Genomic DNA, 12,513 nt, shown 5'->3' with positions numbered 1-12,513 from the left:
TTAACTCCTTGAAGCGTCTTTAAAGGCAATTCAACATAGCTTTATCTATCAATAGCTATTATCAATAAAAACCAAATAAGATCCATATTTAATCAATCTATATTAAAAACATGGTTTTAATTCTCAGTTCGCACTCTAGTCTATCTATTTTTTAAATTGATTAAATTTTGTTCATTGCCAATATCAATGCAAGAAGGATAGCAACGATAACAATAATAATTATTATTTGCGAATCCAAACTTAAAAATAAAAAAGAATGATTATGAGTTATATAAAATCTCGTAAAAAAATAGTTTCTTCAGCCATCGTTTCTTCCCTTTCTTTTGCATCTGCACACACGATTGCACAAGAAAATGTGGTGCAGCTTGAGACCATTCATCAGGAAGTACAAGCTGAACCCGTGCCGGGTCTAAAAGTCGATCAGTCAGCCAATAGCAAGTTTGTTGCGCCACTCCTGGATACGCCAAAATCTGTGGTCGTGATTCCCCAACAACTGATTGAAGATACGCAGGTCACTACGCTGGCTGATGCTTTGCGTACCGTACCAGGTATTACTTTAGGCGCAGGTGAAGGCGGCAATCCGAATGGGGACCGGCCTTTTATTCGAGGCTATAACTCGGAAAGTTCGATGTACGTCGATGGCGTACGAAATTCGACTTCACAAAACCGAGAAATGTTTGCCATTGAGCAGGTCGAAGTTACCAAAGGTTCTGCTTCTGCCATGGGCGGTGCGGGCACTACGGGTGGCAGTATTAATATGATCTCCAAAGTGGCGAAAAAGGGAGATGCGCTGGAAGGCTCTGTTGCGGGTGGTACAGATATGTATGCACGTATCACTCTGGATGCTAACAAGGACTTCGGCAATGGCATGGCGACTCGTATCGCGGTCATGGGCCACCAGAATGAAAAAGCGGGTCAACATGACGGTGCTGAATATAAACGTGCTGGTATTGCACCCAGCTTCAGTTTCGGCCTGGACAGCGCAACGCGTGGTACTTTCAGTTATTACTATCTAAGAACTGATGATATTCCAGACTCTGGCATTCCCTATAACAATCCATTTGCAGCGACCAATGCCAATGTCGCTTTAAATGGCAATGGGAAACCAATTGATGTGAAAGCTGGCCAATACTATGGCTGGAAAGATCGTGATTTCCAGAAACAGGAAAACCAGATTGGTACCCTTAAATTGGAACATAACCTGAATGACAATCTAACTCTGAGTAATACGGCGGTATTTAACCGCTCTAAAAATGATTATCTCTGGACCAACCCCGATGATTCACGTGGGAACTTCATTTTGAATGGCAATGTCTGGGCGCGGGCCAATTCACGTATCGCAGATACCGATACCTTTACTGACCTACTGGCTTTAACAGGCAAATTTGATACTGGTGCTATTCAACACAGCTTTAACCTAGGTGCAGAATATTCAAATCAGGATACCGAACGTACCCAATATATTATTAATGGTCTGAATGCTACTGGAAGCTCTTTTGCGGCCTGTGGTACTTCTGCCAATGTGGCCTTAGGTTGGTGTACTTCTGTAGACAATCCAGACCGGGGCGCCTGGACGGGGACAATTAGCACAGATGGTGCGGACCGTTATGGTATCGAGACCAAATCAAAGTCGATCTACTTACTGGACAGTATCGAATTGCATCCACAATGGATTCTGGATCTGGGTGTACGTTGGGATGATTATAAAACCCAGCAAACCTTGACCTATGGACGATTCAATAATGCGGTGACAGGTGCAAACAATACGCCGATTACCGCCGTTCCAGGTGATCAGCTGACCCTCGAAAATGAAGAAGACTTTTTTAATTATCAGGCAGGTCTAGTCTTTAAGCCAAGAGAAAATGGCAGTATTTATGTCAGCTATGCCACTTCCTCAAATCCGGTCGGTATCGATGGCGGTGATGGCTCTGAAAGTATTAGCGCAGCTATTGAAAATTTAAAAGCTGAAAAAGTTCGCACCATGGAACTGGGAACTAAATGGGATCTTCTGGAAGATGAACTGAATCTGACGGCTGCCATTTTCCGTACTGAAAAGACCAATACCCGCGCCACCGATGCTGATGGCACCACCCGTAATATTGGTGAGACCCGTGTCGATGGGATTGAGCTGGGTATCAATGGAAATGTCACCGAGAAATGGGCAATTTCCGCAGGCTATACCTATTTGGATAGTGAACTGATTGATGGTGGCTTTGAAAATATTGGAACTACAGCAGATCCCATCTATGTACCAAGCTCGAACAATGGCAATCGGGTTCAGAACGTAGCAGAAAACAGTGCAACCCTATGGACGACCTATCAGGTCATGCCTCAACTGACATTGGGTGCCGGTGCTGTGGCAATGGATAAAATTTATGGCAATGCCGCCAATACCAAATTTGTTCCCGGTTATGTGCGTTACGATGCCATGGCACGTTATCAGGTGAACTCCAATGTAGATTTACAGCTGAATATCAATAACCTGTCCGATACGCGTTATTTTACCAAAGCCTATTCTTCCCACTATGCCACTGAAGCAGAAGGCATCAGTGCCGTTTTAGGCCTGCATTTTAAATACTGATCTGAGCAATCTTCATGATATTAAGGGCTAGTCTGGATTCATCAAACTAGCCTTTATTTTTTGATATGAAAGATTTCATGTATGCATTGCTTAAGAACTTCCAACAAAGCTATTATATAAAGAAATATTTTAGCCTTATCGCTTAATTACAGGAAAATCCAACAAAATTAAAATAGATTATAGAAATATTTTTCCAATTAATAACTTTATAAGAAAATCTTTTTTAAGATACGACTAAAATCCATAGAAAAAGCAAAAACTTTTCACGTTTTCTGGACTAAAATTTAATTATAGGTTCACCATGCAGGTGTCTGGTTGATCCTGATGATCAAAACTTAAAAAAGACAGGATTGATCTAATTTACCCTCACCTGCCTGTAAACGAATATATAGACAAAATCTATGCTGTAGACCGAGCAACTGCTACACCAAGCAAGTATGCCAGGCTACCTAAGGAGCTCTCTCATGATGTTGGCTGATCCAAGTAAAAAATACCGTCGCATGTATCAACGTGTGGACTTACCAGACCGTCAATGGCCGAATAATGAAATTACTAAAGCGCCAATCTGGATGAGTACTGACCTGCGTGATGGTAACCAGGCGATCTTCGAGCCAATGAACATTGAGCAGAAGTTCAAAATGTTCCAGATGTTGGTAAAAATCGGTTTCAAACATATTGAAATCGGCTTCCCGTCTGCCTCTCAAATTGATTTCGACTTCACTCGTAAATTGATTGAAGAAGGTCATATTCCGGATGACGTCTACATCGAAGTATTGGTTCAGGCACGTGACCATTTAATTGCACGTACTTTTGAATCTTTACAAGGTGCGAAACGCGCAATCGTGCATATCTACAACTCTAACTCTCCAACCTTCCGTCAAAAAGTGTTGAACGTAGACGTTGAAGGTGCAAAACAGTTAGCGATAAATGCAGCGCAAAAAGTGAAAGAATACGCAGCAAAACAGCCTGAAACTGAATTTGTCTTCCAGTACAGTCCTGAATGTTTCTCTGCAACTGAATTAGAAGTTGCCAAAGATGTCTGCGACGCTGTGACTGAAATCTGGGAAGCATCTCCAGAAAACAAAGTGATCTTGAACTTGCCAGCCACTGTCGAAGTCTCTACACCAAACGTATATGCCGATCAGGTGGAATGGATGCACCGTAACATCGAGCGTCGTGACGGCGTGATCATTTCAGTTCACTGCCATAATGACCGTGGCTGTGGGATTGCAGCGTCTGAATTAGCAATTATGGCCGGTGCTGACCGTGTTGAAGGTTGTGTATTCGGTAATGGTGAGCGTACCGGTAACGTGGACGTAGCGGCAATTGCCTTGAACATGTATACCCAGGGTGTTGCGCCAAACTTGGATTTCTCGAACATCAACGAAATCATTGCGACTGTTGAAGAATGTACGGGCTTGCCAGTCCACCCACGTCATCCATATGCGGGTGACTTGGTGTTCACAGCATTCTCTGGTTCACACCAGGATGCAATCAAAAAAGGTTTCGAATTCCAGAAAAACGAAGAAATCTGGGATATGCCATACTTGCCGATCGATCCGAAAGACTTGGGCCGTGACTATGACGCTGTCATTCGCGTGAACTCACAGTCTGGTAAAGGCGGTATCGCTTACTTGTTAGAATCGAACTACAACGTGACCTTGCCACGTCGTTTACAGATCGAATTCTCGCAAATCGTGCAGCAAAAAACTGATGAAGATGGTACTGAGATTTCAGCACAAGCGATCTGGAGCTTGTTCAAAGAGACGTATGTTGCCGCGAAAGATGCTCATTACTCTGCCAAAAACTACAAATTGTCAGATGAAAATGGCAATCAGGTCATTGAGCTGGATATTGAAGTCAATGGTGAAACCCAGCACTTACGTGGTGAAGGTAACGGTCCGATCTCTGCAATCTTGGATGCTTTACAATTGCCAATCGATGTCTTGAACTATGAAGAACGTAGCATCAGCTCAGGTGCACATGCCAAAGCCTTGGCATTGGTTGAACTTCAAGTAAAAGGCACAGGTAAATCTGCCTTTGGTGCGGGCGTGCATGACAACATCGTGACCTCTTCGATTGAAGCAATTATTGCATGTACCAACCGTCTGATCGATCAGGATGTGTTAAGCACTGAACAGGTGATTGCTGCTGCCGTCTAAATCCGGTATTTGAATTAGCAATAATTCATAGCATTAAAAAGACTTTAGAAGGATACCTGCAAATGGTATCCTTTTATTTATTCATACTAAAGATTTAAGGCGAATCATTCCCGTGTCTTTTCCAGCTGACTCAGTGGGCCTTGTTGTCCCACAAAAGTTCCAATTCGAACAGCCGTTAGAGCTTGAATGCGGTCGCATCCTCCCACGTTTTGAACTGATGGTAGAAACTTATGGCGAACTGAATGCCGATAAGTCCAATGCCATTTTGATCTGCCATGCCCTGTCTGGCCATCACCATGCTGCCGGTTATCATCATGAAGATGACAAAAAACCAGGCTGGTGGGATGCCTGTATTGGCCCGGGCAAGGCAATCGATACCAATAAATTCTTTGTGGTGGCGCTGAATAATATCGGCGGTTGTAATGGTTCTACTGGTCCTACCTCTCCTAATCCCGAAAATGATAACCGTCCATATGGTCCAGACTTTCCGCTAGTCACTGTGCGTGACTGGGTAAAAACACAGGCGATGCTGTCTGACCGTCTGGGGATTGATGTGTGGTATTCCATCATTGGCGGCTCACTCGGGGGCATGCAGGCCTTGCAATGGTCGGTAGATTATCCGGACCGTCTGCAAAAATGTGTGATTATTGCCAGCGCACCAAAACTGTCTGCACAAAATATTGCCTTTAACGAAGTCGCGCGTCAGTCGATTCTGTCAGATCCGGACTTCCATCATGGCCGTTATCTAGAAAATGACAGCTATCCAAAACGTGGCCTGATTCTGGCACGTATGGTCGGTCATATTACCTATCTGTCTGAAGAAGCCATGAAGCAGAAATTTGGCCGTGATTTAAAATCTGGCAAATTCATGTATGGCTTCGATGTAGAATTCCAGGTCGAAAGCTATCTGCGTTACCAGGGTGAACAGTTTAGCCGTAACTTTGATGCCAACACTTACCTGATCATGACCAAGGCACTGGACTACTTTGATCCTTCACGTGAATATCAGCAGTCACTGGTCAAAGCGATGGCACAAACCAAATGTAAGTTCCTAGTAGTTTCTTTCACGACCGATTGGCGTTTCTCGCCTTCACGTTCTGTTGAAATCGTGGATGCCCTCATTACCAATCATAAGCCGGTCAGCTATGTCGATATTGATGCTGAACAAGGCCATGACTCCTTCCTGTTCCCGATTCCCCTGTATGTAAAATCCTTGCGCGCCTTTCTAGGCGGTGAAGAACATCTGCGATCAACACCGAAGGAGGCTGTGTAATGCGTATTGACCAACAACTTGCTGAGAAATGGATCAAGCCCGGTTCACGTATCCTCGACCTCGGTTGTGGTGATGGCGAACTGCTGGCCCATATGAGCAAAAAGCACAATATTCGTGCATATGGATTAGAAATTGATCAAGAAAAGATTGCAATTGCGATCAGTCGCGGGTTAAATATCATCCAGCAGGACTTAAACCTCGGTTTAAGCCGTTTTGCTGACCAGTCTTTTGACTATGTGGTGATGGCACAAGCTTTGCAAGCTGTAGATGCACCAGACGTATTATTGCGTGACATGGTGCGTGTAGGGAAACAGGCCATTATTACCTTTCCAAACTTTGCGCACTGGAAGACTCGTTCTTTCTTGGCATTAAAAGGGAAAATGCCGGTTTCGGAAGCCTTACCCTATATGTGGTATAACACCCCGAATATTCACCTATGTACCTTCCGTGACTTTGAAGCATTATGCGCGGAAAACAACATCAAAATTATTAATCGACTCGCTGTGAATGGGAATCAAGAAGATAGTTTGCTTAGCAAACATCTCCCAAATCTGTTTGGTGAAGTCGCAATTTATCGAGTGAGCGCTCTATGAAAAAATTATTATTAAGTACGACGCTACTGGCTGGACTTTTTGGCATGCAGGCCCATGCCGATTACGTTGCACCAACGCCTTCTGTGGCCAGCCAAGCAGCGCAATATTCAGTAATGGACATTCATAGTCTGACTAAAGCGGCTAAAGCAGGTCAGCCTGGTGCACAATTTTATTTAGCAACAAAATACCAGTATGGTAAAGACATTCAGAAAGATGAACGTCAGGCTTTTGCCTGGTATAAAGCAGCAGCAGATCAAGGTCTGGCAGTGGCTCAACTGAATGTTGGCCGTATGCTGGCAGATGGTATTGGCACCAAGAAAGATGAAACACTGGCTCGCCAGTACTTTGAAAAAGCAGCCAGCCGCGGTGATAATCGTGCCAGCTTTAACCTGGCGATGATGGAAGAGAAAAAGAAAAACTATATGGGTGCTTATCAGTGGTATGAACTCTCTACCCGTGACGGCATGCTGGACAATAAAGTGATTACTTTATCTGAAGGCAAAAAAACTGCATTGGCAGCCAACTTGACCCAGGAACAGATCCGTCAAGCACGTGATCGTGCAGACCGTTGGATTCAGGCACAATAAGCTGGATCTGCAAAAGAGCGCCTTCGGGTGCTTTTTTTTATGGCCTAAAAACTGCAGCAAGTTGCTACACTACATATATGTAATTTGAAAGATGAGTAATTAATATGACTTCAACTGACTGGCTCTCCCAAGGCACACTGGTATTGGCAAGTAATAATAAGGGCAAGATTGCAGAATTCGAAAAGATGTTTGCTGAGCTTAAACTTCCGGTTGAAGTGATTCCTCAAGGTCAGCTGAATATTGAAGACGCAATTGAAGATGGTTTGAGCTTTGTTGAAAATGCCATTATCAAGGCACGTCATGCCTCACGTATTTCTGGCAAACCTGCGATTGCTGATGATTCAGGGATTTGTGTACCAGTTCTGGGCGGTGCACCTGGAATTTACTCTGCACGTTATGCGGGTGAACATGGTGATGATGCAGCGAACAACGAAAAATTACTGGCTGACCTGAAACCACTGCGTAAAGACGGTGAACCGATTGAAGGCATGTTTGTGTGTGTACTGGCCTTAGTTCAACATGCCGAAGACCCATTACCACAAATCTTCCAGGGCATCTGGAAAGGTGAAATTCTGGAAGCAGCACGCGGTGAAAATGGCTTTGGTTATGATCCATTGTTCTGGTTACCAGAACTAGGAATTTCCAGCGCAGAAATGAGCAAGGAAGAGAAAAATAAAATCAGCCATCGTGGTCAGGCGATGAAACTGTTTAAGGCGAGTTTGGAAAAATAAATCTAATTCCTAAAGGAGTCCTCCCTCCTTTTAGGAGGGAGTTAGAGGGAGGCCATTTCCTCACCCTTGGGGAGAAGGAGCCCCTCCCTTTTTCAAAGGGAGGTTGGGAGGGATTTAAATAGTAAATTACCTCTCCCTAACCCTCTCCTACAAGGAGAGGGAACTTTCATAACGTTGGCACCACCGCATGTACCACCATCCCATACACCCCAATCAAAATTGCACTCGCAATCGTTCCTGAGGCAATATATTTCGCTGAATAACCTGTGCCCTGATAATGGGTTTCCAGTGCCACAATATTCGCGGCGGGTGGAAGCAGGAAATACATCATCATCACAGCATAGATCAGGGCTTGATGTGGAATCGGTAATAAGAAATAAGCCCCTGCTGCCAGACCTAGAGCTAGCACAAAACGACCGCTGATCAAGATCAAACTACGTTTTAAATCACTCAGTTGAATCCTGACTTTACTCAACCACATTCCCAGAATACACATACCGGCAAAAGTCACTAGAAACTTGTTCGTGGCATAGCCCCATTGAATCAGCGGATGCGCTTCATAGGTAGTAAAATCCCAGAAGGACAAAATCGCTGCAATAGAAAGCGCAATCACTGGCGGGGATTTCAGCATATTTTTAATAATGAATTGGGGATCCTGTTTATCAGGACTAACAGCGACTACAGCACTGACATTGCCAAATAAAGAACCGCCAATATAAAGAGCCACAATGGTATTTAAGGCATCCGGACCAAATACAGCTAAGGCAAAAGGAAAGCCGAGCCAGACCCCGTTTAAATAACTAAAACATAATGCCCGCAACTTATCTTTGGAGAAAAGAAAGAACAGGCTAAACAGAAACAGTGAGCTAAAGATACTAAAACCGATCAGCCACAGACTGCCCGGCTTATAAAACACCATGTTGTAAATGACAATCAAGGGAATCAAAAGACGTGCCAGCAAGGCCGCCATGAATGGACGGATCGACTTTAAATAATGAACGCCCCAGAATCCAATCAGAAATGAAATAAGCGGAAGGAGCAGTGCCATAGGAGAGCTGAAAATTGCATAGATAGATGGGCTTTATCCTAGCACACCTATCTACTCTCAGAGTTCACTGTTTAAACTAAGCTTTTTATCAAGATCATCATGAATACTATTATTTATACAATGATCTGAATGACTTTTTCTACGATCTGCCCTGCACTCTCTCCCTGCTGGGATTTTTCCAGCCATTGCCAATGCTGCTGATGCAATCTTAGAAAATTGGAACAACGTGTGCCGTAGACCGGACTCTGAATAAATGTAGATGATAGGAGTTCTTCCATCTCCTCGTTAATTCCGGTTTTGGGCAATAGTGCCGGAATCACTTTACGCTCATCTTCCAGAATATCCCAGGCAGCATGATAAATGTCTGCTTGTGGAATGTTGTTCTGTTGAAGCATCGGCAGAAGCTCCTGAGTAAAGCGCTTGCGCAAATGCCTGGTCTTTTGCCAGTCTTCGCTCATTAGGCCATTTGAGACTACATATACCCCATGTGCCAGTACTTGTGGCGCCTCACCACGATTACTCATATAGACGGCTTGATCACGATCACCGACAAACAGGTTAAAGCCCGCATAATCACATTGACGTTTTTCCAACTCTTGAGCAAACCGGATAGGTTTCAATTCAGATTCCAGAAAATGCTGAATGATATGTCCACGTGAAGTTGGGTAGTTATTCTTGTCATTACCATCCCTGAAATTGGTAATCACTGCCCATCGTCCTGAAGCAGTTATACCCATCCAAGTACCACCAGACTGCAGATCCTGCCCGGCAATAATCGGACTGTTCTCCCATTCATATAATGCCTGTGTTGGACGTTGATAGAACTCATCACGATTTGAAATCAGACATAAAGGCGTTTCATCCAGAACTCGCCAAGCCAGTGCCACAATACACATAATTGATGCTCTCGATCTTTACACATTGAATGTACAACAATTTTCTTCGCTTTCAGCTAAAATCTGTGCAAAACAGAATCACAAGGAACAGGAATGCTCACCTATCCAAACATAGATCCCGTTGCAATTTCGCTCGGGCCTTTGCAAGTCCACTGGTATGGACTGATGTATCTCTTGGCTTTTTTATTTGCCTGGGGACTGGCGACTTATCGCGCTAAACAACGCGGCTGGACACCAGATATGGTCTCGGATCTGATTTTCTTTGGGGCTTTGGGTGTGATCATCGGCGGCCGGGTCGGTTATGTTTTATTCTACGGTTTTTCTCAGTTTTTGGAAAATCCACTCTGGCTGTTCCAGATCTGGACCGGTGGGATGAGTTTCCACGGCGGCTTCCTCGGCGTAATCCTGGCCATGTTGTGGTGGTGCAAGAAATATAAGATGGCCTGGTTCCAGACACTGGACTTTATTGCGCCCTGCGTTCCGACAGGCCTGATGTTTGGCCGAATTGGTAACTTTATTGGTGGTGAACTCTATGGTCGTCAAGTCACTGATCCAAATTTTGCCTTGGGCATGATTTTCCCAACCGATCCGCTGCAGCTGGTACGTCATCCCTCACAACTGTATCAGGCGCTCTGTGAAGGCTTGATTCTGTTTATCGTACTGTGGTGGTTTAGTAGCAAGCCACGTCCACGTATGGCAGTTTCTGCGGTATTCCTGACCGGCTATGGTCTAGCCCGTTTTATCGTCGAGTTCTTCCGTGAACCGGATAATGGTCAGCTATTTATTGGTTGGATGAGTAAAGGACAATTCCTGAGCCTGCCAATGATCCTGGTTGGTCTGTGGATGCTTTGGTATGCCTATCAGAAGAAAGTTTATGACTGGGGTCCACAGAAAAATAACGGATAATTTTCCTAAATATTGCGAGGCATCTGCCTCGCTTTTTTATATTTAAAATATGCTAAAGTGCTTTTTATCTTTTCTGTTCATACATCATCATGCTTGAGTTCTGGTTCAATCCGCAGGTGTCGCTCCTGAAAAAACTGCTGTTCTTTGTTGTGATTGCTGCAATTGCCGTAGGTCTGTACTGGATGGAACCTTTGCCTTTAGATGCCATCCTGATGTTTGCCGGTACCGGAATTATTTTTCTGATTTGTCGTTACTGCAAAATTCATTTCGCAGCAAAAAATCCGACTGGCCTGTTCTATCGTGTCCTGACCTGGATTCCGATTGCCTTATTAATCAGCCTGATTTTTATGAACATGAAACAGGGTGAAATCTTGCTGCCAGGCGCTCAGGGAATTGCCTTTATGGCTTTGACAATCTGCCTGTTTTCGCCTCTGTCTTTGCTTAATCAGAACAAGTCGGATTCAGGTTCCCCACATGCTTGAGTTCTGGTACTCCGAACGCTGCAACCGTCAGCTCAAGCTCATCATTATTATTGCGGTATGTATCGTAATTTACATAGCATCGACTGTAACGAAACTGGGTTCGATATTTGTTGGAATCAGTCTGGCGATTGGAATGCTGATGCACGTCTTGCGTGAATTCAGATTAAAGCTTGCTCCTGAAAATCCTTATGCCGAAGGTTTTCGTGCTTTAACGATGGCGATTCCGATTGTGGCAGTAATTAGCCTGATCGGTTATTTACCTAAAACGGGTGAGATCTGGGAAACTATAGCGCTAGGTCTACAATGCTTGGGTTTTGTGGCGATTGGACTGTTTATCTTGTCGATTTATAATAAACGTGCGAAACGCTTCGAAGATTGAACCATTTCGCGACTTTCATTTTTAAGTTCTGAAATTTTCAGCGTCTGATTTAAAGATATGAATCTAGACGGTAATACGTATATTTCACATCGGAATTACGATAGACCGCATAGCCATTCTGTTTAAAATCAGAAACCCAGGCCGAACCAGAATATGCTGCAATATGACCATACTGATGCTGTGAAGTCCGGTCGATAATGTAGATATCACCTTTTTTCGGACGGTCAAAAGACAGGTTGATTTTTCGATAGCCTAATTGCTGGAGGGTATTGCCCCAGTCAGCTGCGGCAACAGGATGATTCACAATTTTTGCGCCTGAAGACTGCAAACCGACGCGAATACTGCGTGCACATTTCTGTGTACTGGTACTGCGGGTAATGCCTTGCAGGTAGCTGGTGAATTTTTCAATATCGAAACGCTGGCCGTTCATTGCACTAAAAGTCTTGCGAGATTCAGAGCTTTTGTTACGAGCTGACACAGAGGTATAGCGCTGAGGCTGACGTTTGGAATTTTGTCCCGATTGGGAACGAATTATGACGTTCGCTTGAACAGGAGCATGCACTTCGCTCATATTCACTTGATGATCATAAATCATATTGGACCAAGTACTCCTCGCCTGTAAGTTTGGCTTTCAAATCTTCAACACGCGGTGAATACTAGACGCTTAAATGTTACTTTTCACGTTAAAAATGTAAATATATTTTTCCATATTTATTTAATTTTACTTAACTTGTTATTTCTTTTATATTTATAAAATTTACAATTTTCACAAAAAAGTTATAAATTCACCACTTTTCAAATTTATTACCGATCCTGCTCAGACTATTTCTAAATCAATATTTGAGTGCCTTTATGACTAAATCTGTAATTTTACT

12 protein-coding genes are annotated in these 12,513 nt (G+C 43.8%); 9 read left to right on the top strand and 3 right to left on the bottom strand.

Annotation, left to right across the window (positions count from 1 at the left end; genetic code table 11):
• Nucleotides 1-262 precede the first annotated feature (262 nt).
• The 6 genes from O4M77_RS02040 (at nucleotide 263) to rdgB (ending at nucleotide 7,927) form a co-directional block, all read left to right on the top strand.
• Nucleotides 263-2,581 carry a TonB-dependent siderophore receptor gene (locus O4M77_RS02040; protein ID WP_323713749.1) on the top strand — a complete coding sequence of 773 codons (2,319 nt, stop codon included), beginning with the start codon at nucleotides 263-265 and terminating at the stop codon, nucleotides 2,579-2,581.
• Between the two features lie 464 nt (nucleotides 2,582-3,045).
• Nucleotides 3,046-4,743, top strand: coding sequence for a 2-isopropylmalate synthase (leuA, locus tag O4M77_RS02035; protein ID WP_034704399.1), 1,698 nt, complete (start codon nucleotides 3,046-3,048; stop codon nucleotides 4,741-4,743).
• 112 nt (nucleotides 4,744-4,855) lie between these two features.
• A complete protein-coding gene (metX, locus tag O4M77_RS02030; RefSeq protein ID WP_034704397.1) occupies nucleotides 4,856-6,016 on the top strand; it encodes a homoserine O-succinyltransferase MetX in 1,161 nt (386 codons plus the stop codon).
• On the top strand, nucleotides 6,016-6,609 hold the full coding sequence (gene metW, locus O4M77_RS02025) for a methionine biosynthesis protein MetW (protein ID WP_004781976.1): 594 nt from the start codon (nucleotides 6,016-6,018) through the stop codon (nucleotides 6,607-6,609). The genes metX and metW overlap by 1 nt, the downstream gene beginning before the upstream one ends.
• Entirely contained in the window at nucleotides 6,606-7,196 is a 591-nt protein-coding gene (locus O4M77_RS02020; protein ID WP_166136288.1) for a tetratricopeptide repeat protein, read from the top strand. The genes metW and O4M77_RS02020 overlap by 4 nt, the downstream gene beginning before the upstream one ends.
• A 104-nt stretch (nucleotides 7,197-7,300) precedes the next feature.
• Complete coding sequence (gene rdgB / locus O4M77_RS02015; RefSeq protein ID WP_180138092.1) at nucleotides 7,301-7,927, top strand: RdgB/HAM1 family non-canonical purine NTP pyrophosphatase; 627 nt, start codon at nucleotides 7,301-7,303, stop codon at nucleotides 7,925-7,927.
• Between the two features lie 166 nt (nucleotides 7,928-8,093).
• Here the strand turns inward: rdgB and O4M77_RS02010 are convergent, their stop codons facing one another.
• Both O4M77_RS02010 and O4M77_RS02005 read right to left on the bottom strand, forming a co-directional pair.
• Nucleotides 8,094-8,975 carry a permease gene (locus O4M77_RS02010; RefSeq protein ID WP_180032208.1) on the bottom strand — a complete coding sequence of 294 codons (882 nt, stop codon included), beginning with the start codon at nucleotides 8,973-8,975 and terminating at the stop codon, nucleotides 8,094-8,096.
• 113 nt (nucleotides 8,976-9,088) lie between these two features.
• Complete coding sequence (locus O4M77_RS02005) at nucleotides 9,089-9,871, bottom strand: NRDE family protein (RefSeq protein WP_180032210.1); 783 nt, start codon at nucleotides 9,869-9,871, stop codon at nucleotides 9,089-9,091.
• Between the two features lie 93 nt (nucleotides 9,872-9,964).
• Here O4M77_RS02005 and lgt point away from each other — a divergent pair, with 93 nt between their 5' ends.
• The 3 genes from lgt to O4M77_RS01990 all read left to right on the top strand — a co-directional run bounded on the left by lgt (nucleotide 9,965) and on the right by O4M77_RS01990 (nucleotide 11,638).
• Nucleotides 9,965-10,777: a prolipoprotein diacylglyceryl transferase gene (lgt, locus tag O4M77_RS02000; RefSeq protein ID WP_180033533.1), complete on the top strand. Its 813-nt coding sequence runs from the start codon at nucleotides 9,965-9,967 to the stop codon at nucleotides 10,775-10,777.
• 89 nt (nucleotides 10,778-10,866) lie between these two features.
• Entirely contained in the window at nucleotides 10,867-11,259 is a 393-nt protein-coding gene (locus tag O4M77_RS01995; protein ID WP_034169880.1) for a hypothetical protein, read from the top strand.
• A complete protein-coding gene (locus tag O4M77_RS01990) occupies nucleotides 11,252-11,638 on the top strand; it encodes a hypothetical protein (RefSeq protein ID WP_312208840.1) in 387 nt (128 codons plus the stop codon). Before O4M77_RS01995 ends, O4M77_RS01990 begins: the two co-directional genes overlap by 8 nt.
• A gap of 49 nt (nucleotides 11,639-11,687) precedes the next feature.
• Here O4M77_RS01990 and O4M77_RS01985 read toward each other — a convergent pair whose 3' ends face one another.
• On the bottom strand, nucleotides 11,688-12,233 hold the full coding sequence (locus O4M77_RS01985) for a CHAP domain-containing protein (RefSeq protein ID WP_166136276.1): 546 nt from the start codon (nucleotides 12,231-12,233) through the stop codon (nucleotides 11,688-11,690).
• Nucleotides 12,234-12,513 lie beyond the last annotated feature (280 nt).

Origin of the sequence: Acinetobacter sp. YWS30-1 (genome assembly GCF_033558715.1) — a bacterium.
Taxonomy (GTDB): Bacteria; Pseudomonadota; Gammaproteobacteria; order Pseudomonadales; family Moraxellaceae; genus Acinetobacter.
The sequence above is the reverse complement of the archived record's forward strand: the minus strand, read 5'-3'. Positions and strand labels throughout refer to the sequence as shown.

Coding starts and splice junctions, on each gene's coding strand:
- O4M77_RS02020 (WP_166136288.1), top strand. CDS start 6,606: ATGAAAAAATTATTATTAAGTACGACGCTACTGGCTGGACTTTTTGGC.
- O4M77_RS01995 (WP_034169880.1), top strand. CDS start 10,867: ATGCTTGAGTTCTGGTTCAATCCGCAGGTGTCGCTCCTGAAAAAACTG.
- O4M77_RS02040 (WP_323713749.1), top strand. CDS start 263: ATGAGTTATATAAAATCTCGTAAAAAAATAGTTTCTTCAGCCATCGTT.
- leuA (WP_034704399.1), top strand. CDS start 3,046: ATGATGTTGGCTGATCCAAGTAAAAAATACCGTCGCATGTATCAACGT.
- O4M77_RS02010 (WP_180032208.1), bottom strand. CDS start 8,975: ATGGCACTGCTCCTTCCGCTTATTTCATTTCTGATTGGATTCTGGGGC.
- metW (WP_004781976.1), top strand. CDS start 6,016: ATGCGTATTGACCAACAACTTGCTGAGAAATGGATCAAGCCCGGTTCA.
- rdgB (WP_180138092.1), top strand. CDS start 7,301: ATGACTTCAACTGACTGGCTCTCCCAAGGCACACTGGTATTGGCAAGT.
- lgt (WP_180033533.1), top strand. CDS start 9,965: ATGCTCACCTATCCAAACATAGATCCCGTTGCAATTTCGCTCGGGCCT.
- O4M77_RS01985 (WP_166136276.1), bottom strand. CDS start 12,233: ATGATTTATGATCATCAAGTGAATATGAGCGAAGTGCATGCTCCTGTT.
- O4M77_RS02005 (WP_180032210.1), bottom strand. CDS start 9,871: ATGTGTATTGTGGCACTGGCTTGGCGAGTTCTGGATGAAACGCCTTTA.
- O4M77_RS01990 (WP_312208840.1), top strand. CDS start 11,252: ATGCTTGAGTTCTGGTACTCCGAACGCTGCAACCGTCAGCTCAAGCTC.